Source organism: Paraburkholderia strydomiana, from assembly GCF_031456815.1.
Taxonomy (GTDB): Bacteria; Pseudomonadota; Gammaproteobacteria; order Burkholderiales; family Burkholderiaceae; genus Paraburkholderia; species Paraburkholderia caledonica.
Window position 1 is genome coordinate 532,844 of sequence record NZ_JAVDVL010000002.1, and the last position, 22,263, is coordinate 555,106.

General features: G+C 62.2%; 19 protein-coding genes. 14 read left to right on the forward strand and 5 right to left on the reverse strand.

Annotated elements, in window-relative coordinates:
* Positions 1 to 14 precede the first annotated feature (14 nt).
* Positions 15 to 461, forward strand: coding sequence for a dUTP diphosphatase (dut, locus tag J2W46_RS08025; protein ID WP_087752882.1), 447 nt, complete (start codon positions 15 to 17; stop codon positions 459 to 461).
* 76 nt (positions 462 to 537) lie between these two features.
* On the opposite strand, the gene clpA is transcribed toward dut, so the two are convergent.
* Together clpA and clpS are read right to left on the reverse strand one after the other, a co-directional pair.
* Positions 538 to 2,835 carry an ATP-dependent Clp protease ATP-binding subunit ClpA gene (gene clpA / locus J2W46_RS08030; protein WP_020069123.1) on the reverse strand — a complete coding sequence of 766 codons (2,298 nt, stop codon included), beginning with the start codon at positions 2,833 to 2,835 and terminating at the stop codon, positions 538 to 540.
* Positions 2,832 to 3,146, reverse strand: coding sequence for an ATP-dependent Clp protease adapter ClpS (clpS, locus tag J2W46_RS08035; RefSeq protein ID WP_006050100.1), 315 nt, complete (start codon positions 3,144 to 3,146; stop codon positions 2,832 to 2,834). The genes clpA and clpS overlap by 4 nt, the downstream gene beginning before the upstream one ends.
* A gap of 549 nt (positions 3,147 to 3,695) precedes the next feature.
* Between clpS and J2W46_RS08040 the strand changes: the two genes are divergently transcribed.
* Positions 3,696 to 3,902: a cold-shock protein gene (locus J2W46_RS08040; RefSeq protein ID WP_007180614.1), complete on the forward strand. Its 207-nt coding sequence runs from the start codon at positions 3,696 to 3,698 to the stop codon at positions 3,900 to 3,902.
* Positions 3,903 to 4,197: 295 nt separating this feature from the next.
* On the opposite strand, the gene icd is transcribed toward J2W46_RS08040, so the two are convergent.
* Entirely contained in the window at positions 4,198 to 5,454 is a 1,257-nt protein-coding gene (gene icd, locus J2W46_RS08045; protein ID WP_204522353.1) for an NADP-dependent isocitrate dehydrogenase, read from the reverse strand.
* A 331-nt stretch (positions 5,455 to 5,785) separates the two neighbouring features.
* Here icd and J2W46_RS08050 point away from each other — a divergent pair, with 331 nt between their 5' ends.
* From J2W46_RS08050 to J2W46_RS08100, 11 genes are all read left to right on the forward strand, one after another.
* A complete protein-coding gene (locus J2W46_RS08050; RefSeq protein WP_310352709.1) occupies positions 5,786 to 6,355 on the forward strand; it encodes a pseudouridine synthase in 570 nt (189 codons plus the stop codon).
* Positions 6,356 to 6,741: 386 nt separating this feature from the next.
* Positions 6,742 to 6,936, forward strand: coding sequence for a hypothetical protein (locus J2W46_RS08055; RefSeq protein ID WP_011489640.1), 195 nt, complete (start codon positions 6,742 to 6,744; stop codon positions 6,934 to 6,936).
* A 144-nt stretch (positions 6,937 to 7,080) separates the two neighbouring features.
* Positions 7,081 to 7,596, forward strand: a complete 516-nt coding sequence (locus J2W46_RS08060; protein WP_027804815.1) for a DUF192 domain-containing protein — start codon at positions 7,081 to 7,083, stop codon at positions 7,594 to 7,596.
* A 377-nt stretch (positions 7,597 to 7,973) separates the two neighbouring features.
* A complete protein-coding gene (fusA, locus tag J2W46_RS08065) occupies positions 7,974 to 10,079 on the forward strand; it encodes an elongation factor G (protein ID WP_027804816.1) in 2,106 nt (701 codons plus the stop codon).
* Between the two features lie 212 nt (positions 10,080 to 10,291).
* Positions 10,292 to 10,816 (forward strand): cupin domain-containing protein, encoded by a 525-nt coding sequence (locus tag J2W46_RS08070; RefSeq protein WP_020069129.1) that lies wholly within the window; start codon positions 10,292 to 10,294, stop codon positions 10,814 to 10,816.
* A 17-nt stretch (positions 10,817 to 10,833) separates the two neighbouring features.
* Entirely contained in the window at positions 10,834 to 11,862 is a 1,029-nt protein-coding gene (locus J2W46_RS08075) for a HoxN/HupN/NixA family nickel/cobalt transporter (protein ID WP_310352714.1), read from the forward strand.
* 352 nt (positions 11,863 to 12,214) lie between these two features.
* The gene (locus tag J2W46_RS08080) at positions 12,215 to 13,888 is read left to right on the forward strand and encodes an ABC transporter substrate-binding protein (protein WP_020069131.1); all 1,674 of its coding nucleotides are present in this window, start codon (positions 12,215 to 12,217) and stop codon (positions 13,886 to 13,888) included.
* Positions 13,889 to 13,929: 41 nt separating this feature from the next.
* Positions 13,930 to 14,937: an ABC transporter permease gene (locus tag J2W46_RS08085; RefSeq protein ID WP_310352716.1), complete on the forward strand. Its 1,008-nt coding sequence runs from the start codon at positions 13,930 to 13,932 to the stop codon at positions 14,935 to 14,937.
* The gene (locus J2W46_RS08090) at positions 14,934 to 15,803 is read left to right on the forward strand and encodes an ABC transporter permease (protein ID WP_020069133.1); all 870 of its coding nucleotides are present in this window, start codon (positions 14,934 to 14,936) and stop codon (positions 15,801 to 15,803) included. The genes J2W46_RS08085 and J2W46_RS08090 overlap by 4 nt, the downstream gene beginning before the upstream one ends.
* Positions 15,800 to 18,034, forward strand: coding sequence for an ABC transporter ATP-binding protein (locus J2W46_RS08095; RefSeq protein WP_310352721.1), 2,235 nt, complete (start codon positions 15,800 to 15,802; stop codon positions 18,032 to 18,034). The genes J2W46_RS08090 and J2W46_RS08095 overlap by 4 nt, the downstream gene beginning before the upstream one ends.
* A gap of 246 nt (positions 18,035 to 18,280) precedes the next feature.
* Positions 18,281 to 18,763, forward strand: a complete 483-nt coding sequence (locus J2W46_RS08100; RefSeq protein ID WP_020069135.1) for a hypothetical protein — start codon at positions 18,281 to 18,283, stop codon at positions 18,761 to 18,763.
* A gap of 133 nt (positions 18,764 to 18,896) precedes the next feature.
* Here the strand turns inward: J2W46_RS08100 and J2W46_RS08105 are convergent, their stop codons facing one another.
* Positions 18,897 to 19,742: an aldo/keto reductase gene (locus J2W46_RS08105; protein WP_310352722.1), complete on the reverse strand. Its 846-nt coding sequence runs from the start codon at positions 19,740 to 19,742 to the stop codon at positions 18,897 to 18,899.
* Between the two features lie 204 nt (positions 19,743 to 19,946).
* Here J2W46_RS08105 and J2W46_RS08110 point away from each other — a divergent pair, with 204 nt between their 5' ends.
* Positions 19,947 to 20,693: a GntR family transcriptional regulator gene (locus J2W46_RS08110; RefSeq protein WP_020069137.1), complete on the forward strand. Its 747-nt coding sequence runs from the start codon at positions 19,947 to 19,949 to the stop codon at positions 20,691 to 20,693.
* A 42-nt stretch (positions 20,694 to 20,735) separates the two neighbouring features.
* Here J2W46_RS08110 and J2W46_RS08115 read toward each other — a convergent pair whose 3' ends face one another.
* Complete coding sequence (locus tag J2W46_RS08115; protein ID WP_310352724.1) at positions 20,736 to 22,154, reverse strand: CoA transferase; 1,419 nt, start codon at positions 22,152 to 22,154, stop codon at positions 20,736 to 20,738.
* Positions 22,155 to 22,263: the final 109 nt, after the last annotated feature.

Sequence of the window (22,263 nt, forward strand, 5' to 3'; positions counted from 1 at the left end):
ACCTTCGAACCTGCATGAAACTCGACCTGAAGATTCTCGATGCGCGCATGCGCGACCAGCTTCCTGCCTACGCGACGAGCGGTAGCGCGGGGCTCGACTTGCGCGCGTGTCTGAAAGAGCCGTTGACGCTCAAACCCGGCGAAACCGCACTCGTGCCGACGGGACTCGCGATACATGTGGGCGACCCCGGCTATGCCGCGCTGATCCTGCCGCGCTCGGGTCTGGGACATAAGCACGGAATCGTGCTCGGCAATCTGGTCGGCCTGATCGATTCGGATTATCAAGGCGAACTGATGATTTCGACATGGAACCGCGGCGAGACCACGTTCGTGCTCAATCCGATGGAGCGTCTCGCGCAACTCGTGATCGTGCCGGTCGTGCAGGCCGAATTCAATATCGTCGATGACTTCGAGCAAAGCGAGCGCGGCGCAGGCGGCTTCGGCAGCACCGGCAAGCACTGAACTGAACCGGCGCAAATGAAAACGGCGTGGACCTTGCGGTCCACGCCGTTTTTTCTGTGGCGAGTACGCTCGACGCTTACTCGACTTCGACCGCTTCCGGATTCGGATTGCGCGGCGCCGGATGCTCGTCGAAGGTCAACTGGACCTTGTCTTCCGCATCGACGTCGACCGAAACACGGCCGCCGCTCATCAGCTTGCCGAACAGCAGCTCGTCGGCCAGCGCACGACGAATCGTGTCCTGAATCAGACGCTGCATTGGCCGCGCGCCCATCAACGGATCGAAACCGTGCTTCGCGAGGTGCTTGCGCAACGCGTCGGTGAAGAGCGCATCGACCTTCTTCTCATGCAACTGATCTTCCAGTTGCATCAGGAACTTGTCGACCACGCGCATGATGATTTCTTCATCGAGCGCACGGAAACTGATTGTCGCGTCCAGACGGTTGCGGAACTCCGGCGTGAACATGCGCTTGATGTCGACCATTTCGTCGCCGGTTTCCCGACGATTCGTGAAGCCGATCACCGACTTGCCCATTGCTTCGGCGCCCGCATTCGTCGTCATGATGATGATGACGTTACGGAAATCCGCCTTGCGGCCGTTGTTGTCCGTCAGCGTGCCGTGGTCCATGACCTGCAGCAGCACGTTGTAAATGTCCGGATGCGCCTTCTCGATTTCGTCGAGCAGCAGCACGCAGTGCGGCTTCTTGGTGACAGCCTCGGTCAACAGGCCGCCCTGGTCGAAACCGACATAGCCCGGAGGCGCACCGATCAAACGGCTGACCGCGTGACGTTCCATGTACTCGGACATGTCAAAGCGGATCAACTCGATACCGAGCGTGAACGCCAACTGCTTGGCCACTTCTGTCTTGCCGACGCCCGTGGGACCGGAGAACAGGAACGCGCCGATCGGCTTATCCAGCTTGCCGAGACCCGCACGCGCCATCTTGATTGCGGCCGACAGCGCGTCGATAGCCGGGTCTTGCCCGAACACCACGCTCTTCAGATCGCGATCCAGCGTTTGCAGCTTGCTCCGATCGTCTTGCGACACGCTTTGCGGCGGGACGCGAGCGATCTTCGAGATGATTTCCTCGATCTCGTTCTTGCCGATCGTCTTCTTCTGCTTCGACTTCGGCAGGATGCGTTGCGCCGCACCGGCTTCGTCGATAACGTCGATCGCCTTGTCCGGCAAATGACGATCCGTGATGAAGCGTGCCGACAATTCTGCTGCCGCCGACAGCGCGCCCGACGAATACTTCACGCCGTGATGCTCTTCGAAACGCGACTTCAGGCCGCGCAGAATCGCCACCGTCTGTTCGACAGACGGCTCAGTCACGTCGACCTTCTGGAAACGGCGCGACAATGCCGCGTCTTTTTCGAAGATGCCGCGATATTCGGTGAACGTGGTCGCGCCGATGCACTTAAGCGTACCCGACGACAACGCCGGCTTCAGCAGGTTGGACGCGTCCAGCGTACCGCCCGACGCGGCGCCAGCGCCGATCAGCGTATGAATTTCGTCGATGAAAAGAATCGCGTGCGGGCGTTCCTTCAATTCCTTCAGGACCGTCTTCAGGCGTTGCTCGAAATCGCCGCGATACTTGGTACCGGCCAGCAGCGCGCCCATGTCGAGCGAATACACCTGAGCGTCGGCCAGAATATCCGGCACTTCGCCGCGCGTAATTCGCCACGCCAGACCTTCGGCGATCGCCGTCTTGCCGACCCCCGCCTCGCCGACTAGCAGCGGATTGTTCTTGCGGCGGCGGCACAGCACCTGGACCACGCGCTCGACTTCCGACTCGCGCCCGATCAGCGGATCGATGCGACCGTCTTTCGCCATCTGATTCAGATTCTGCGTGAACTGGGCGAGCGGAGTTTCTTTCTGCGCGGCGGCTTCGTCAGACTCGGCATTCGCGTCGCTCGCTTTCGCGGCGTCGGTGCTGCTCGTCTTGGCGATGCCGTGCGAGATGAAATTGACCACGTCCAGACGTGTCACGCCCTGCTGTTGCAGGTAGTAGACCGCATGCGAGTCCTTCTCGCCGAAGATCGCAACCAGCACGTTCGCGCCGGTCACTTCCTTCTTGCCATTCGAGGTGGACTGAACATGCATGATCGCGCGCTGAATCACACGCTGGAAACCCAGCGTGGGCTGCGTGTCGACGTCGTCCGTGCCGGGCACGGTAGGCGTGTTGTCATGAATGAAGTTGCGCAGGTTCTGGCGCAGATCCTCGATATTGGCCGCGCATGCACGCAACACTTCCGCCGCTGTCGGATTGTCCAACAGTGCCAGCAAAAGATGTTCGACCGTTATGAACTCGTGCCGCGCCTGGCGTGCTTCCATGAACGCCATGTGCAGGCTGACTTCCAGTTCCTGGGCAATCATGCTTCCTCCATCACACACTGCAGCGGATGCCCGGCCTGCCGTGCGTGGGTAACGACTTGCTCGACTTTGGTCGACGCGATGTCCCGCGTATAGACCCCACAAACTCCCCTGCCCTCGCGATGCACCTTCAACATAACCTGTGTTGCGGTTTCACGATCTTTATTGAAATATTCCTGCACGATCATCACGACAAATTCCATTGGCGTGAAGTCGTCATTCAGCAGCACCACCTTGTACATGGATGGCGGCTTGAGCTTTTTCTCCTGCCGCTCCAGTACGGTGCCGTCCTGCTTGTCCGGGATAATCGCCATACACCCATTCTAAACATCTAGGACAGGCCCGCAATCCTGTCAAAACCCGGCCAACCGGCCGGTTCACCCGAACGCCGCCGCCCGGCGGAAACTCACCGCCTGCATGCGCCATTCGACGAGCCGATTGCGGAGCCGGCCCCCTATCCAGATCATGCGTCGCGGCCGTGCTGCGCCGCAGTCGGATCGAGTATCGCACAACCTGCCGGAGCTAGCTGACCGCCACTCGTTCGCCCATCTCGCGGCGAGCGACCCGCAGAACAGCAAGTGAGTCGATTATGCGACTTTTCAAGACGCCCCGCTTGCGCAACCGCACATAACAAAAGCGGGAAAAACCCTGGAAACCGCCTATTGGCAACGCGTGTAACCCCGTCTCAAAATTTTCTTGACACTCGAATAAAGAGCCTCAACAATCAAGCTGGCACTTTTTTCACTGCGCCAAATTCGAAAAAATGCCGATGGTGAGCTTGTGAGGAGGGAGCGGCTGCATCGCGCGGTCGTCGAGCTTTTCGAGGGCTCGTGGTAGTGACATGAGTTACAGGGGAAGTTGGAATGGCAACTGGTACGGTCAAATGGTTCAATGACGCAAAAGGTTTCGGATTCATCACGCCTGACGAAGGTGGTGAGGATCTGTTTGCACACTTCTCGGCCATCCAGATGAATGGGTTCAAGACCCTCAAGGAAGGCCAAAAAGTGACCTTCGAGGTCGTGCAAGGCCCGAAAGGCAAGCAGGCATCGAACATCCAGGCACCCGCCTGACACCTGTTCGGTACCCGTCCTTTTGAAACCCGGCTTCGCGCCGGGTTTCTTTTTGGTCGTCGCTTTCTGTTAATTCGAGGTCCGTTGCAAATACATCGACGTCCCAAATAACGGGCAGATGATCATGCAAGCCCCCCACTGTGCCTCGCATCGTGCCATCGCGCGCTCCGTTTTCAGCCGGTACACGTCAGTAACGAGACCTCATACCGCCTAAATGGCGTAAAAAAACCCGGCCGCCTCTGAAGCGCAACCGGGTTTCCTTGCAATGCCGGCCGAGCGGCACGCCACGCACCGCTTACATGTTTTCGATCATCACCTGACCGAAACCCGAGCACGAGACCTGCGTCGCGCCTTCCATCAGACGCGCGAAGTCGTAAGTGACCCGCTTTTGCAAAATGGACGTTTCCATCGACTTGATGATCAGATCCGCCGCTTCCAGCCAGCCGATATGGCGCAGCATCATTTCCGCGGAAAGAATCTCCGAGCCCGGATTCACGTAGTCCTTGCCCGCGTATTTCGGCGCCGTGCCATGGGTGGCCTCAAACATTGCGACCGAATCCGACATGTTCGCGCCCGGCGCGATGCCGATTCCGCCGACCTGCGCGGCCAGCGCGTCCGACACGTAGTCGCCGTTCAGATTGAGCGTCGCGATCACGTCGTATTCGGCGGGGCGCAACAGGATCTGCTGCAGGAACGCGTCGGCGATCACGTCCTTCACGACGATGTCGCCGCCCGTTTTCGGATTCTTGACCTTCATCCACGGACCGCCGTCGATCAGCTCGGCGTTGAACTCCTTCTGCGCGAGCGCATAGCCGTAGTCACGGAAGGCGCCTTCCGTGTACTTCATGATGTTGCCTTTGTGCACGAGCGTGACCGAGCGGCGATCGTTGTCGATTGCATACTGGATCGCCTTGCGCACCAGACGCTCCGTGCCCTCGCGCGACACCGGCTTGATACCGATTCCCGATGTGTCGGGGAAGCGGATCTTCTTCACGCCCATCTCTTCCTTCAGGAATTTGATGACCTTTTTCGCCTCTTCAGATTCGGCTGGCCATTCGATACCCGCGTAGATGTCTTCCGAGTTCTCGCGGAAGATCACCATGTTGGTTTTCTCCGGCTCGCGCACGGGCGAAGGCACGCCTTTAAAGTACTGAACGGGACGCAAGCACACATACAGGTCGAGTTCCTGACGCAGCGCGACGTTCAGCGAGCGGATGCCGCCGCCGACGGGCGTGGTGAGCGGCCCCTTGATCGACACGACATATTCCTTCAGCACCTGAAGCGTTTCTTCCGGCAGCCACACGTCCGGACCGTAGACCTTGGTCGACTTCTCGCCCGCGTAGATTTCCATCCAGTGGATTTTCTTTTTGCCCGCGTAGGCTTTTTCCACGGCGGCGTTCACGACCTTGATCATGACCGGCGTAATGTCGACACCGGTGCCGTCGCCTTCGATAAACGGAATGATCGGCTGGTCGGACACGTTGAGCGAGAAATCCGCATTGACGGTGATCTTGTCACCACCGGTCGGAACGTTGATGTGCTGATACGGCATGATCGGACTCCAGTGAAGGCTGTGCTGAAAGCTGATGGGAGACTGCGAAAATGGGCGCTCCTCGCTACGCGCAATGCCGGACGCCCGCAAGCGGCCTGGCCGTTATTCTAGCCCACGCGGGCGCTGCACCGAGGCGAGAGCGGCTCGGGGTTTTCCAACATGAAGCGCCCACGAGCGCCATGGCCGAACGTCGTGTCTTACATAGGACTCAGCGCTTTCGGACACGCGCTATGCTTTATGATCGCGCCATCGACTACAGGCCCGGGCGTGTTCTGTTTTGCGCATCGGCGCTTCACGCCGCGACGGGCGTCGCACGACTCCATCATTTCTTATGCGCCTTCTCGCCCTGAACAAGCCGTTTGGCACGATCTGCCAGTTTTCCGCGCACGAGACGCGCGCTTCGCTGGCCGACTGGGTGAAGGTGCCCGGCGTCTATCCAGCCGGGCGTCTCGACTCGGACAGCGAGGGCCTTCTGCTTCTCACCGACGACGGCGCGCTGCAAGCGCGTATCGCCGAACCGCGTCATAAGCTCGTCAAGCGCTATTGGGCGCAAGTGGAAGGCGCCGTCGATTCCGTCGCGTTGAATAAGCTCGCGCGCGGCGTCGATCTGGGCGACTACGTGACGCAGCCCTGCCGCGCCGACTATGTCGAACCGCCCGATACGCTTTGGGCCCGCACGCCGCCGATCCGCTATCGCGCCGCGATTCCCACCACGTGGATCGAGTTGTCGATCACCGAGGGCAAGAATCGCCAGGTGCGCCGCATGACGGCCGCGGTCGGCTTTCCGACGCTGCGTCTCGTGCGCGTCGGCATCGGCGCGCTCGATATTTTTTCGCTGGGTCTGCAGCCGGGAGAAAGCCTCGATCTGCCGCTGAAAGCACCTTGGGAAGGCTACGCCTGAATCGCTAAGTCATTGTCTGCGTGAGCAAAACGGCGCGTGAAACTCGCGACTGAAAAACCGTGAAACACCGGCATACGCGCAACTCGTCGAAAGCCTGGTTCACCTCAACGTCCCACATCGAAATTTTCCGGAAAATTTACGTCAACCGGTGCGCGAGCTCACGCGTTATTCGACGCAGATGCCGCTCTAAGCCGTCCGGCATTCAGCCTTAAGGGCCTTTGTACAAGCCGCATGCGCGGTCCGTGCGGGCAGTCTGAGCGCTAGGCGGGCGCGTCGAAAATTTGTTCGACGCACCTGTCAACCGAAAGGTGGATGGCACGTTTACCGACATGACTCAAACATAACCGGGTCATTTGGTTAATTAACTAAAGCTGAGGATTTGCAAAATGAACAAACTGATCGCCGCTCTGGTCGCTGGCCTCTTCGCAACGGCAGCATTCGCACAAGCTTCGGCACCGGCAGCAGCTTCGGCAGCTCCGGCAGCTGCTGCTTCGTCGGCTAAGAAGACCACGAAGCACGCTCACAAGAAGTCGCACAAGAAGGCAGCAGCTGCTGCTGCAGCTTCGGGCGCTTCGGAGTAAGTTTGTTGTAAAGACGCAGTCAAGAACTAGCTTCATTGCCGTTCTTACGGCGTTGAAAGGCAGATCACCGCAAGGCGATCTGCCTTTTTGTTTTTGACGCGCTCGCGTAACATTCCCCGGTTAATCTCAGCAAGGAGTCATGCCGTGCGATTTTCCATGCGCTCGTTGGTGGCGCGTTTCGCCGTTGCCGCAATCCTGCCGTTCGCGGCGGTGTCGGCGGTGTCGTTTGCCGCTCTGAATGCGGCCCCCGCTCATGCGCAGCAAATGCCGGCCGGCGCGAAACAGCCTGGCGAATTTCCGCGCGCGAAGCTCACCGCCGGCATGTTCGTGATCGACGCGGCCGTCGCCGCCAACGACGCGGATCGCGAGCAAGGTCTGATGTACCGCACGAATTTGGCGCCGAACGAAGGCATGCTGTTCGTCTTCAACGAGAATGCCGTGCATTGCTTCTGGATGAAGAACACGTTGATCCCGTTGTCGATTGCATTTATCAGAGCCGACGGGACCGTGACCGACATCGACGAAATGCAGGCGGAGACGACCAACAACCACTGCCCGAAGAATAACGGTGTCTACGCGCTCGAGATGAGCAAGGGCTGGTTCACGTCGAAGGGTATCAAGCCCGGAATGAAGATTCAGGGGCTGCCGGCTGCGCAGTAACCAGCGCAACTGGCGCACGAGTTTGCGCGGCAGTCCGCGCGTCGTCATTGCGCAGTGCTCCGCCGCAAACACCGCCCCGTTCCGCAGCGGCAGCGCGCCTGAAAAGCCAGCCGCTTTCGCCAGATCGACCACCTTGAAGCCGTCGCCTTTCCAAAGGCGGCGGCTTTTGTCATTCTTGCCGCGCACTCCCTGTCATTCTTGCATCGCGGCACCGCCGCCCCCCGCCCCGCCCGGCCAGCCCTCGCCTGGCAAGATTCCTGCAAAAGACGGGCCGACGCGCTATCCTAGTATTCTTAGCAATGCAGCATCCCGCGGTCCGGGCGGCACAGACTGCCGCCCGCCAACCGTTTCAGGCGCGCTATTCCAAGGAGGTTCACGTGCCCCGCAAGACTCCCATCGAGCGCTACCGGAATATCGGCATCAGCGCTCACATCGATGCCGGCAAAACCACCACCACCGAACGCATCCTGTTCTACACCGGCGTGACCCACAAGATCGGTGAGGTTCACGACGGTGCGGCGACGATGGACTGGATGGAACAGGAGCAGGAGCGCGGCATCACGATTACGTCGGCAGCCACCACCGCCTTCTGGAAAGGTATGGCTGGCAACTATCCCGAGCATCGGATCAACATCATCGACACGCCGGGGCACGTCGACTTCACAATTGAAGTCGAGCGCTCCATGCGCGTGCTCGACGGCGCCTGCATGGTCTACGACTCGGTGGGCGGCGTGCAGCCGCAATCTGAAACCGTCTGGCGTCAGGCGAACAAGTACAAGGTGCCGCGCATCGCGTTCGTCAACAAGATGGACCGCGTCGGCGCAGACTTTTTCCGCGTGCAGCGGCAGATCGGCGAGCGGCTGAAGGGCGTCGCGGTGCCGATCCAGATTCCAATCGGCGCGGAAGAACACTTCCAGGGCGTGGTCGATCTCGTCAAGATGAAGGCGATTTTCTGGGACGAAGAGAACCAGGGCATCAAGTTCGAATACCGCGACATTCCGGCGGAGCTCGCTGACACCGCGAAGGAATGGCACGACAAGATGGTCGAGGCCGCCGCCGAGGCGAACGAAGAACTGCTCGATAAATATCTGGGCGGCGAAACGCTGACCGAAGAGGAAATCAAGCATGGCATTCGCGCGCGTTGCATCGCCAACGAGATCGTGCCGATGCTGTGCGGCAGCGCGTTCAAGAACAAGGGCGTGCAGGCAATGCTCGACGCGGTGATCGACTATCTGCCGTCGCCAGTCGACGTGCCCGCGATTACCGGTCACGACGAACACGACAAGGAAATCGAGCGCCACCCGAACGACACCGATCCGTTCTCGGCACTCGCCTTCAAGATCATGACCGACCCGTTCGTCGGCCAGCTGATTTTCTTCCGCGTGTATTCGGGCGTCGTGAATTCGGGCGACACCGTCTACAACGCGATCAAGGAAAAGAAGGAACGTCTCGGCCGCATTCTGCAAATGCACGCGAACGAGCGCAAGGAAATCAAGGAAGTGTACGCGGGCGATATCGCTGCGGCCGTCGGCCTGAAAGAAGCGACTACCGGCGACACGCTGTGCGATCCGAACAACGTGATCATCCTCGAAAAAATGATCTTCCCCGAGCCCGTGATCTCGCAGGCCGTGGAGCCGAAGACCAAGGTCGACCAGGAAAAGATGGGCATCGCGCTCAATCGTCTTGCGCAGGAAGATCCTTCGTTCCGCGTGCAAACGGACGAGGAGTCCGGCCAGACGATCATTTCCGGCATGGGCGAGCTGCACCTCGAAATTCTCGTCGATCGTATGAAGCGCGAATTCGGCGTGGAAGCGACCGTCGGCAAGCCGCAGGTCGCCTACCGCGAAACGGTGCGCAACAAGGTCGAAGACGTCGAGGGCAAGTTCGTCAAGCAATCGGGTGGCCGCGGTCAGTACGGCCACGCGGTGGTGACGCTCGAGCCGGCGCCGCAGGGTAAGGGCTACGAGTTCGTCGACGCGATCAAGGGCGGCGTGATTCCGCGCGAATACATTCCGGCAGTGGACAAGGGCATCCAGGAAACGCTGAAGGCCGGCGTGCTCGCGGGCTATCCGGTAGTCGATGTCAAAGTGACGCTGACCTTCGGTTCGTACCACGACGTCGACTCGAACGAAAACGCGTTCCGCATGGCCGGTTCGATGGCGTTCAAGGAAGCAATGCGCAAGGCGAAGCCCGTGCTGCTCGAGCCGATGATGGCCGTCGAGGTGGAAACGCCCGAAGACTTCATGGGCAACGTGATGGGCGATCTGTCCAGCCGCCGCGGCCTCGTTCAAGGCATGGAAGACATTGCGGGCGGCGGCGGCAAACTGGTGCGCGCCGAAGTGCCGCTCGCGGAAATGTTCGGCTACTCCACGTCGCTGCGCTCGGCCACGCAAGGCCGCGCTACCTACACGATGGAGTTCAAGCACTATGCTGAAACCCCGAGCAATGTCGCCGAAGCCGTGATCAACGCGAAGCACAAGTAGGCGCTTGCGCTAATGAAACAAGCCTGCGTGCCGCAGCATGGCCACTCAGGCTGACCGGCCAAAGCCCGTCCTTCATGGACGGGCTTTTTTTTCGACCACGAATACGCAGGCGGTCACTCGCCCCACGGACGTTTTTTAACGTGTAAAAATGCCAAACGGCGCCGCGGCCCTTTCCACGACGAATGTCAACGCAAGCCACGAGGAGACATGCGATGAGCCAGGATCACGAACATCCGCATTACAACGACGAGCGCGACAAGCAGGAGGCCGCACCCGTCGATTGGCGCGAGCACGGCGTCAAGGTGATTCGGGGCGATCAGCTCGACACCAACACCGCGCAAACGCCAGGCATGAATCGCGCGGCCGCGATCAATGCCGCACGCGTCGGCGCGCAAAAAATCTGGGCCGGCACGGTGACGATCCATCCGAATGCGAAGACCGGCGCTCACCATCACGGCGCGCTCGAAAGCGTGATCTATGTGGTGCGCGGCCAGGCGCGGATGCGTTGGGGTGAGCATCTGGAGTTCACCGCCGAAGCCGGTCCTGGCGACTTCATCTTCGTGCCGCCGTATGTGCCGCATCAGGAAATCAATGCGAGCACCGACGATCCGCTCGAATGCGTGCTCGTGCGCAGCGACAACGAAGCGGTCGTGGTCAATCTGAATATCGACGCAGTCGAACAACCGGAAGCGGTGTATTGGGTCGATCCGATTCACAAACATCCGCACGATCACTAATCACTTTGACGCGACTCATGACGCCGACTGCTTCGCTGCGCCCTCGCCTTCTCACGCTGTACACGGTTCTGATCGCGGCCAATCTGGGCGCATGGGCATGGGCGCTGATTGCGTTTCGCCACTATCCGCTGCTGCTCGGTACGGCGCTGCTGGCGTACGGTTTCGGTCTGCGCCATGCAGTCGACGCCGACCACATCGCCGCTATCGACGCCGTCACGCGCAAACTGATGCAGAGCGGCAAGCGGCCGCTCGGCGTGGGCCTGTCGTTCTCGCTCGGACATTCGAGCATCGTAATTCTCGCGACGCTCGGCATCGCGTGGACCGCGCATTCGCTGCACGGCCGCTTCGAGACGTTCAAGGCCGTGGGCGGGACCATCGGCACCCTTGTTTCGGCAACATTCCTGCTCACGCTCGCGGCCGTGAACCTCGTGATTCTGCGCGACGTGTGGCGGCGTTACCGTCATATCCAACGTGACGGCGAACTGGCTGCTGCTGCGTTGGACACTGACCATGCAGCCGGTCCTGGAGGCCTGTTGTCCCGCGCGTTGCGGCCGCTGTTCCGCCTCGTGACCAAAAGCTGGCATATGTACCCGGTCGGCGTGCTGTTCGGACTGGGCTTCGACACGGCAACCGAGATCGGCTTGCTTGCAATTGCCGCGTCCGAAGCCGGCAAGGGTTTGCCGTTGTATTCGATCCTGGTCTTTCCAGCGCTTTTCACCGCAGGCATGACGCTCGTCGATTCGACGGATAACGTGCTGATGGTCCATGCATACGGCTGGGCCATGGACGACCCCAAACGCAAGCTCTACTACAACGCGAGCATTACCTTCGTGTCGGCGGTCGTCGCGATCGTGATCGGCGGCGTAGAAGCGTTGGGACTGCTGTCTGACAAGCTCGGTCTGAACGGGGGGATATGGGATGCGGTGACGAACGCCAATGAGCAGCTCGGCGTGCTCGGCTACGGCATCGTCGCGGCGTTCATGGCGTGCTGGATCGGCTCGGTGCTGTTTCATCGCTGGAAGCGTCCAGCCATCGCGGCGCGGTAATTGCGTCCGCATCGACGCGCGTGTGCGCTGCGGCCGGTAAGCTTTCCATAGCTACCGCGCCGGTTCGTCCACTGCAGCGCCGACAGTCGCAGGCGCGCCGCGCGAGAGGCGCCGAACGTGCCACAGCGATGTCGCGCCGACCGTTGTGATGACGACACACACCGGCCCTTTTATTCGCGGATCGCCAACACGACATCGCCGCAAGCGCTCCAATCCGCGAGCAATCGCTTAAACTGAAGCCGCCTAATATCGTCACAAGCATCGCCGCAATCGTGCCGCCTCGCAGCCTGACTGTCGCGCATCCGGCGCGGCTTCTCAGAACCGGCAACCGAACGGACTGGACATTCCATCGATGAAGACTCCCGCTGACCGATTCCCCGCTCTCGACCTCGCCCGCAGCACCGCCGACGCGTACGGCAATCACGCCATCGACGAATTTCTCGCCGGCCGTATCACTCGCCGCGATCTGCTGCGCTACGCGAGCGTGATCGGCTTGTCGCTCGTTGGCGGCGGCGTGCTGAATCTTCCGGCAGCGCATGCACAAGGTCAGGCAAGCGCGGGCGGTCCGTCGAACCAGACGATTCGGGTCGCGCATCTGACGCCTGCGGGCGCCGTCGACCCATTGACAGTGACCGATGCCGCGAGTCTCGCGTTGCTGAATCAGACCGGCGAATTCCTGATCGACGACGACGGCGAAAAGCTCATGCTAAAGCCGGCCCTCGCGCTGTCCTGGAAGCCGAACGACAAGGGCGACGTGTGGACGTTCAAGCTGCGCGAGAACGTCAAATTCCACGACGGCCAGCCCTTCACGGCGAAAGACGTGGTCGCGACATTCGACCGTCTCGCCGACCCGGCGACCGGCTCGGCGGCGCTCTCTGTGCTGAAGGGCGTGTTGTCGAAGGGCGGCGCGAAGGTGGTTGACGATCACACCGTCGCGTTCCACCTGGACGCACCGAACGGCAATTTCCCGTACTACGTTTCCTCGGACAATTACAACGCCGTGATCTTGCCCGCGAACTACGCGGGCGGCTATGAAAAGAGCTTCATCGGCACCGGTCCGTTCAAGTTCGAAAAGTATCAGCCGAAGGTCGGCGCATCGTTCGTGCGCAACCCCGACTACTGGGGCGAGAAAGCGTTACCGCAACGCGTACAGTTCTCCTTCTACGCGGACCAACAAGCGCAACTGCTCGCATTGCAAGGCCATCAGGCCGACGTAATGGGCACCTTCACCGTGCAAGGCGGCGCGGCCATTCTGAACAATCCCGACTACAAGGCAATCGGCGTGAAGTCGAGCGCGCATCGGCAGATTCACATGCGCAACGACAACCCGCTCTTCAAGGACAAGCGCGTGCGTCAGGCGCTTGCGCTATCGATAGATCGCGAGGTGCTGGTGCGCGGCCTCTTCAAGGGCCGCGCGCAACTCGGCAACGACAGTCCCTTTGCGCCGGTGTTTCCGTCGTCCGATGCGGGTGTTGCGCAGCGCAAGATCGACGTAGCGAAAGCGAAGCAACTGCTTGCGCAAGCGGGCGTGCCCAACGGTTTCGACGTGACGCTCACCACTGAAAAGTACATGGAGATTCCCGACCTGGCGGTCGTGGTGCAGAACGCGGCCAAGGCGATCGGCGTGCGCATCAATCTGAAGGTGGAGAGCCAGTCGCTGTATTACGGCGCGGGCACGCCGGGCAAATCAGACTGGCTCGACTCGCCGCTCGGCATCACCGACTACGGTCATCGCGGCGTACCGAACGTGTTTCTGAATGCGCCGCTCACGAGCAGCGGCACGTGGAATGCCGCGCACTTCAAGAACCCGCAATACGATCAACTGGTCGCGCAATTCGTCGCAGCCATCGACCTCGCATCGCAGAAGAAAATCTCCGGCCAGATTCAGACGCTGCTGCTCGACGAAACGCCGATCATCATCCCGTTCTTCTACGATCAGTTGATCGCGATGCGCAAGGGCGTGAACGGCGTGCGCTTCACCGCGCTCGCGCAGCTCTATTTCGACCGCGCGGTGTTGAGCGCGTAAGCGTCTCGCATCGGCGCGCAATTCTTCGGCAAGCGTTCACGATGTCGACCACAGTGAGTTCTCCCGCCTCGACCCCGAAAGGCAACGCCGGCCGCGTCGTGCGTTTCCTTGCGACGCGCGTGGGGCTGTCGCTGATCACGCTATGGCTGCTGTCCGTGATCGTGTTCGCCGGCGGGCAACTGCTGCCCGGCGATATCGGGCGTGCGGTGCTCGGGCCGCTCGCCGACGCGCGCGCGGTGGCGGCGCTTAATCATCAACTCGGCGCTGACCGTCCGCTGATGACGCAATACGTCGAGTGGATTTCGCATTTCGTGCGAGGCGACATGGGACTTTCGTACGCTTATCGCGAGCCGGTGAGACCGTTTATCGCCGATGCACTTGCGCATTCCGCGAAGCTCGGCCTGCTCGCGTTCATCGTCGTGGTGCCACTGGGAATTGCGGGCGGCGTGTGGTCCGCAATGCACGCAGGACGCTGGCTGGATCGCACGATCAGCATTGCGGGCTTGTCGGCGACCGTCGTGCCGGAATTCGTGTCGTCGATCGTGCTGATTCTCGTGTTCGGCGTGTGGCTACGCTGGCTGCCTATCGAAGCGGCGTATGCGCCCGACGCCGGCGCGCTCGAACAACTGCGTCATCTGATCCTGCCGGTGCTGCCGCTGGTGCTGGTGTTCTTCGGCTATATCGCGCGGATGGCGCGCGCCGGCACGGTCGAAGCGCTCGACGCCGACTACACGCGCACCGCGATCCTCAAGGGCTTGCCGCGTCACACCGTGATCTGGCGGCACGTGTTGCGCAACGCGCTGCTGCCGACCATCACCGTGGCCGCCACTCAACTCGGCTACATGATTGGCGGCCTCGTGGTGGTCGAGACACTGTTCCACTATCAGGGCATCGGCTCGCTGATCTACAACGCCGCGAAGGCGAAGGACTTCCCGATGCTGGAGGCAGGTGTACTGACCGTCGGCGTGGTCTATACCGTCGCCAATCTCGTCGCGGATGCGTTGCACGTGCTGCTCAATCCGCGCCTGCGCGTGAGGAGCGCCGAATGAGCACCATTGTTCCGCCAGCCGCGCCGCGCGCCGCAAGCGAGCCGCGCTTCGATCAGTTGCGTGTGTTGCTGCGCTCGCCGACGTTCGTGGTGGGCGTGCTGATCGTCGTGTGGTGGATCGTATGCGCGATTGCCGGGCAATGGTTCGTGCCTGTCGATCCGTATGCGTCCGACCCGCTCAATTCGCTCATGCCGCCCGACCGTACGCACTGGTTCGGCACTGACCAGTTGGGCCGCGATGTGTTCTCGCGCGTGATCGTCGGTGCGCGCGACATTCTCACGATTGCGCCGCTCGCCACACTGCTCGGCACAGTGGCGGGTACGTCGCTAGGTCTCGTTGTCGGTTACTTCGACGGCTGGGTCGATAACGTCGTGGGCCGCGCGATCGACGCGGTACTCGCGCTGCCGCTCGTGATCGTCGCGCTGCTCGCGCTTGCTGCGGTGGGCGCGTCGAACCTGACCGTGATACTCGTGATCGGCATCACCTTCACGCCGATTACCGCGCGCACCGTGCGCGCCGCCGTGTTCGCCGAGCGGCATCTCGACTACGTCGCCGCCGCGCAACTGCGTGGCGAACGCGCGCCCTACATCATGTTCGCGGAAATTCTGCCGAACGTGCTGCCGCCGATCATCGTCGAGGCGACCGTGCGGCTCGGTTATGCGATCTTCGCCGTGGCCACGCTGTCGTTTCTCGGCTTCGGCATTCAACCGCCGTCAGCCGACTGGGGCCTCGCGCTTTCCGAGTCGTACACGCTGATGGCGGGCGGCGCGTGGTGGACCGTCGTATTCGCGGCGGGCGCAATTGCCACGCTGGTCGTCGGTGTGAATCTTATCGCCGACGGCGTACAAGGCGTGCTCGACCGATGAACGGACCTCCGCCCTCCTCGTTCCCCGCCTTCGACGTGTCGAAGAGCGACCGCACGGATGCGCTGACCGTCGTCGGCTTGACGGTCACATACCGGATGCGCGGTCGCGATCGCGAAGTGTTGCAGGACGTATCGTTTCGTGTGCGTCGCGGCGAAGCATACGGGCTCGTCGGCGAATCTGGCTGCGGCAAGTCGACCGTCGCGATGGCGGCGCTGCGCTATCTGCCGCGCAACGGCAAGGTGAAGGCGGGCAAGATCGTCATCGCCGGCGCCGACGTCAACAAGCTCGACGCCGACGCTTTGCGCACGATGCGCGCCAACACCATTTCAATGGTCTATCAGGACCCGGCGCGCGCGCTGAATCCGTCGTTGACCATCGCGCGGCAAGTGTCCGAAGCGTTCGAAGCCGCCGGTGTCGCGCCCGATGAAGCATTGCAACGCTCGCTCGAGATGCTGCAGCGCGTGCGCATTGCATCGCCGGAACGGGTGATGGACAGCTATCCTCATCAATTGTCGGGCGGCATGCAGCAGCGCGTGGTGATCGCCATGGCGCTCGCGTCGAACCCGGCACTGCTGATTCTCGATGAGCCGACCACCGGGCTCGACGCCACCGTCGAAGCGGAAGTGCTCGACCTGGTCGCACAACTGCGCGCGGAACTCGGCACCGCCGTGCTGTTTATCAGTCACAACCTCGCGGTGATCGGGCGAATGTGTGAGCGCGTCGGCGTGCTTTACGCGGGCAAGCTCGTCGAGGAGGGCGCGACGCAAGACGTTTTCACGCGGCCGCGTCATCCGTACACCGTGGGACTGTTGCGCTGTCTGCCCACCGTGGGACGCAGCAAGGATACCGAGCGGCTCGATACCATTGCAGGCGGCCTGCCCTCGCCTGGCTCGGTGACTCAAGGCTGCATCTACGCAGAGCGCTGTCGTCTCGCCGACGACCGGTGCCGCCGCGAAGCGCCGCCGCCGTACCGCGTCAGCGCGGCGCATGGCGATCAGATGTCACGCTGTCACTATCACGAACGTGCGATCGAGTTGCCGCGTGCGCTCGCGCAAGCATTGCCCGAGCATGGCCTTGCGAATGCGGACAAGAACCCGCGAGAACTCGTCTTGCGCGCCGAGAATCTATCGAAGACTTTCCATGTGTCCGGCACAGCGCTGCGCGCCGTCGACAAGGTTTCGCTCGACCTCGCGGCCGGCGAAACGCTGGGTCTCGTCGGCGAATCGGGCAGTGGCAAGACGACGCTCGCGAAACTGATGCTCGGCCTTCTCGCACCGGACGCAGGCAGCGTGCTCGAACTCGACGGCGCTCCGCTCGCCGCACGCGTCACACGGCGCAACGACGAGCAGGTCAAGTCGCTGCAGATCGTGTTCCAGAATCCCGACTCGGCGCTTAACCGCGCGCATTCTGTGAAGCGGCTGATTGGCCGCGCGTTGTCGCGTCTTGCGGCGCTGCGCGGTGCCGCCATCGACGAACGGCTTGCTACGTTGACGGCCGCCGTGCGTTTGCCGGAGCGCTATCTCGGCTCGCGCACGCGCCAGCTTTCCGGCGGACTCAAGCAACGCGTGGCCATTGCGCGCGCGTTCGCCGGCGAGCCGCGCGTGGTGGTGTGCGACGAACCCACTTCCGCGCTCGACGTCTCCGTGCAGGCGGCGATCCTCAATCTGCTTGCCGATTTGCAGCGCGAGCGTGGCGTCAGCTACGTGTTCATCTCGCACGATCTGCACGTCGTACGATATTTGTCCGATCGCATCGCCGTGCTGTATCTCGGCAGACTGCTGGAAATCGGACCGGCCGCGGCGGTATTCGACGGGCCGCAGCATCCTTATACGGAAGCACTGCTGTCTTCCGTGCCGACACTCGACGGCCACGCGAGCGTGGCCCGCGTTCGGCTGTCGGGCGATCTGCCGAGCGCCGCGTCGCCGCCGTCCGGCTGCGTGTTTCACACACGTTGTCCGCGCAAGCTCGGCGCGATCTGCGAACAGCAGGACCCGCCGTTTGCCGAGGCGGCCGATGTGGCATATGTGTCTCAAGCGACCGGTTTAGCACGCGAGGCTACGAGCGGCATCGGCCGCAAGCATCTGATCCGCTGCCACATTCCGGCCGACGAACTGCGTGCACTACAAACCGCGTCGCGCGACCAGGCAAACGACCAGGCACGCGACGAAGCGAGCGACGTTGCCCGCGACAAGCCCGCAAATCCCGCCAGCGGTGCCGGACGCGACTCATAGCGCTACTTCACAATCATTGTTCGCGGCCGTGCTGCTGCCCATTGTCGAAGCTCACGCATTGCGGCTTTCTGCGTTTGCTTCGGAAGTAACGCACTGCGGCGAATGCGCTGGTGCCACCTCCGCTTTCTCGCCTGCACGCCGGCATGCGCGACAAATGCCACGAGCCGGCGCGGCGCATACGTCCGGAACCAAAGCGCGGCAATTGCCTCATATCAGTTTCTACGTTCGATATGAGGGCACCACAACATGCAACGAAACGTCCCCTGCTCCGCGGCACGCGCGGTCGTCGGCTTCGCAGCGGCCGCTGCTCTGAGCTTCGCCTCGCTCGCCAATGCGCAGACCGGCGCGCAAAGCACGGCACCGACGGCGCAACCGCTGTCGCCCACGATGTCGCAAGCCGCGCCGCCTGTGGACCCCACCTTCTCTGCTTACTCGCTTGCGCAAGCCTGCAAGCAGAAGAACGACAACGTCGCGCACGGTCAATGCGTCGGCGCGATCCGCGGCATCATCCACGGTTATCAGTACGGTGTGCTGTTCCTCGGCCAGCGCGCGTCCTTGCCGGCCAACGAAACCCAGCGTGTGTCGCTGTGTCTGCGCAATACACCGGTTTCTTCGATCGTCGACGAATTCGTCGCGGACGCGGGCCAGGTCAACGAAGATTCGCTCAAGCACACGCCCGCCGAAGTCGCGGTGCTGGGCTCTGTGCACCTGCATCACAATTGCAATTGACGACACTGAGCGGCGTCGCGCACGGCGATTTTCCTGCCGCGGCTTCGTGTGCGTAGTACGCGGCGCGTCAAGAATGCTCTGAACGCCGCCGGGCGCTCACTGCGCCGCGATACCTCTGCGGCGCGCGCCTGGCTCAGAGCATTTCAAGCGGGCGCTTGCCGCGTGGCGGCTTGAAATAGCTGTCGATGGCCGCGAGTTCCTGAGCGTCGAGCTGCAGTTGCAGCGCACGATGATTGTCGCGCACGTGCTCGACGCGGCCCGTCTTCGGAATGGCGAACACGCCCGGCTGCTGCAGCACCCACGCGAGCGCCACCTGAAACACGGACACGCCGCGCGCGCTGGCGATGTCGTCGAGCGGCGAGCGTTTCGGCAGACGTGCGTGATCGACGGGACTGTAGGCCATTGCCGGCATATTGCGCTCGGCGAGCCACGGCAGCAGATCGAATTCGGGCCCGCGCCGCGCAACGTTGTAGAGAATCTGGTCCGTCGCGCACGCCGTGCCGCCGGGCGTAGCGATGAGTTCTTCCATGTCCTCGGTATCGAAGTTGCTCACGCCCCAGTGACGGATCTTCCCCGCGTCGCGCAGCGCTTCGAACCCGGCCACCGTTTCTTCGAGCGGGATCGAACCGCGCCAATGCAGCAGGTACAGATCGAGCCGATCCGTCTTCAGACGTTTGAGGCTCTGCTCGCAAGCAGAAATCACGCCCCGCCTGCTAGCGTTATGCGGATAGACCTTGCTAACGAGGAACACCTGATCGCGCAGCCCCGCGAGCGCTTCGCCCAACAACAGTTCGGTTGCGCCGTCGCCGTACATTTCCGCGGTATCGACGAGCGTCATGCCAAGCTCGACGCCCAGGCGGATTGCGGCGATCTCGGCCGCGCGGCGTGCCGGCTGCTCGCCCATTTCCCACGTGCCTTGCCCGAGTTTGGGGATGCGCTCGCCGTCGGGCAGGCTCACGCTTGCGATATCGGTCGTCATGCTGACTCCTGAGGTGACTGAGTGTGGACTGTGGCCGAACGTGTGACCACGCGCCGGCGTCGAACCAACGCGCGGCGGTGCGAGAAAGCGTATCGACGAGTTTAGCGGTTGTGAGACCGGCCGACAGGCCATCAGGCAAAAGCCCGCTATAACGTAGCGCGCCGATGTCTTAGAATTGCTCCTCGCCCTTCTAGCGTAAGCCCCATGACCTCTGCCTCGGAAGACCGCTGGCGCGATCTGCGCCCGGACCCGGAAAACGACACACCGCTTTATCTTCAACTTGCCCGCAAGCTTGGCACGGCCATTCACGAGAACCGCTGGAACGCCGGCGAGGCACTGCCGTCGGAGCGCGTGCTTTCGGAGGCGCTCGGCGTCTCGCGAATCACTTCACGCAAGGCTATCGCGCTACTCGTCGAGCAGGGATTGATCCGACGCACGCAAGGCGCCGGCAGTTTCATCACACCACGCTATGAAGATCCGCTGTCGCGTCTGTCGAGCTTCAGCGAAATGTTGCGGCGGCGAGGTTTTACGCCAAGTTCGAAATGGCTGTCGCGCGAAATTCTGCCGGCCAATCGCGAAGAGGTAATCCAACTCGGGCTTTCGCCGGCTGCGGCCGTGACGCGGCTGCGGCGTTTGCGTCTCGCCGACGGCATCGTGATGGCGGTCGAAAACTCCACCTTCCCCGCTGCGGTGATTCCCGATCCACAGGCGATCGGCGATTCGCTTTACACCTATCTGGAGAATCGCGGACTGACGATCGTCCGCGCACTGCAGCATTTCCGCGCGGTGAATGCGAGCGAGGAGATCGCGCAGCAAATGAGCATCGCGCCGAACGAAGCGCTTCTGCTGATTACGCGCGTCGGATATACGGCCGACCAGCGCGCTATCGAATTGACCGACACGTATTGCCGCAACGACTACTACGATTTCGTCGCGGAACTGCGCAAATAGGCGGGCGTGTCGCGGGCGGGCCGACGCAGCGAGGCAGCTCCGTTACAGCCACTTCGCGTCGTGCGCGCCGATGCGCGACGGCGGCAGCCCGAGGAAAGCCGGCGTCTCCTCCAGTTGTTCGGCCGGTTGCACGGCCTGTACGCGACCGAATTCGGAGTCCACTGTGACGAGGCAGTCGCGCACGTCATCGAGCGAAACATCGGGTGCTTGCCACCCGTCGGCGATCTTGCCGAACGATTGCAGCCATTGGCCCGTCTGCGCGAGCGAAACTTTGACGTGCCAGCTTCCGCCTTCGGTGGCGCGTCGCGCCAACGCAGCCATGGCACCGAAAGCGGCGAGATAACCAGTCGCGTGATCGAGCGCCTGACACGGCAGATGTCTCGGCTCGGTCGATCCGGCTGCGGATTGGTCGGTCATCGCGATGCCGCTCGCGGACTGCACGAGACTATCGAAACCGCGTCGCGAGGCCCATGGTCCCTCGTATCCATACGCACACACCGACACATAGACAATGCCGGGCCGCAAGCGCGCCACGTCCTCGGGACTGAATCCGCGCGCGGCCAGCGCTCCAGGCCGATACGCCTGCAAAAAGACGTCGGCGTCGCGCGTCAAACCGCGCAACGTCTCGCGCCCCGCCGCGTCGCGCAGATCGACCACGGCCGAGCGTTTGCCGCGCCCGTTGTCGATGACGAGCGGCGCAATGTTCGGCAGATGCGGCCCGTTGATCATCAGCACCTGAGCGCCATGCTGCGCAAGCGCTCGCCCAGCCACCGGCCCCGCGATGATGCGCGACAGGTCTAGCACCCGCACGCCGGACAGCGGCCGGCTGCCAGTATTGCGCGATGACGGCTCGAACGACGGCGAGGACTTGGGCAATGCCGGCGGCGCATCGCCGATCCGCTCTATTTCGAAGAGCGGCAAACCCGCGATTGCTTTAGCCTGGTCGAGCGCGGCCCATTCGCCGGGCGTGCGGATCAGCGCGGCGCACAGGCCCGCATCGGCGAGAGTCTGATCGAGCGTGGCGCCGTCCCAGCCGCGAATTGCCGCCGCGACTGCGGCACGATCGTTCTGGCAACCGAGCACCTTCAACACGCCGTTCAGATGATGCGCGAAATTCGTATGCAGCTGGATCCAGCGGACATCTCCCGTCTCGTAGAAACCCGTCACCGGATCGCGCAGCGCAGGCGGCGGCCCGTCGTCGACGCGCAGGTAACGTTCACTGCGGAACGAAGCCAGCGCGCGCCGCATGTCCACCGTCACTCGCTGGCCGTGCCTCGTGCGCAACCGATGGTACTCAGCCGCCGCCAAACCCACCGCTGCGATGGTCGCGGACGCCAGCGCCCCGACGCGAAATACCGACGGCAAGCCCGGCTCCGAGCCGGTGAAATGTACGGAACGAAGCGCGGCTGGCTCGCAGTTCGCGAGGCTCCAGATGTGGTCGAGCGCGAGTTCGGGCGTCATGTTGTTCACAGTCGAGTAACGGGGATGCGATCGAGTCTAGAATCGCGCCTTGCGTTAATCAATCTTGATTATGATAATCAACATATATTGATTTCTTTGGTTGAACTCT

Coding starts and splice junctions, on each gene's coding strand:
- J2W46_RS08090 (WP_020069133.1), top strand. CDS start 14,934: ATGAGCACCATTGTTCCGCCAGCCGCGCCGCGCGCCGCAAGCGAGCCG.
- J2W46_RS08110 (WP_020069137.1), top strand. CDS start 19,947: ATGACCTCTGCCTCGGAAGACCGCTGGCGCGATCTGCGCCCGGACCCG.
- J2W46_RS08070 (WP_020069129.1), top strand. CDS start 10,292: ATGAGCCAGGATCACGAACATCCGCATTACAACGACGAGCGCGACAAG.
- clpS (WP_006050100.1), bottom strand. CDS start 3,146: ATGGCGATTATCCCGGACAAGCAGGACGGCACCGTACTGGAGCGGCAG.
- clpA (WP_020069123.1), bottom strand. CDS start 2,835: ATGATTGCCCAGGAACTGGAAGTCAGCCTGCACATGGCGTTCATGGAA.
- J2W46_RS08040 (WP_007180614.1), top strand. CDS start 3,696: ATGGCAACTGGTACGGTCAAATGGTTCAATGACGCAAAAGGTTTCGGA.
- J2W46_RS08100 (WP_020069135.1), top strand. CDS start 18,281: ATGCAACGAAACGTCCCCTGCTCCGCGGCACGCGCGGTCGTCGGCTTC.
- J2W46_RS08085 (WP_310352716.1), top strand. CDS start 13,930: ATGTCGACCACAGTGAGTTCTCCCGCCTCGACCCCGAAAGGCAACGCC.
- J2W46_RS08105 (WP_310352722.1), bottom strand. CDS start 19,742: ATGACGACCGATATCGCAAGCGTGAGCCTGCCCGACGGCGAGCGCATC.
- dut (WP_087752882.1), top strand. CDS start 15: ATGAAACTCGACCTGAAGATTCTCGATGCGCGCATGCGCGACCAGCTT.
- J2W46_RS08055 (WP_011489640.1), top strand. CDS start 6,742: ATGAACAAACTGATCGCCGCTCTGGTCGCTGGCCTCTTCGCAACGGCA.
- J2W46_RS08050 (WP_310352709.1), top strand. CDS start 5,786: ATGCGCCTTCTCGCCCTGAACAAGCCGTTTGGCACGATCTGCCAGTTT.
- icd (WP_204522353.1), bottom strand. CDS start 5,454: ATGCCGTATCAGCACATCAACGTTCCGACCGGTGGTGACAAGATCACC.
- J2W46_RS08080 (WP_020069131.1), top strand. CDS start 12,215: ATGAAGACTCCCGCTGACCGATTCCCCGCTCTCGACCTCGCCCGCAGC.
- J2W46_RS08075 (WP_310352714.1), top strand. CDS start 10,834: ATGACGCCGACTGCTTCGCTGCGCCCTCGCCTTCTCACGCTGTACACG.
- J2W46_RS08095 (WP_310352721.1), top strand. CDS start 15,800: ATGAACGGACCTCCGCCCTCCTCGTTCCCCGCCTTCGACGTGTCGAAG.
- J2W46_RS08115 (WP_310352724.1), bottom strand. CDS start 22,154: ATGACGCCCGAACTCGCGCTCGACCACATCTGGAGCCTCGCGAACTGC.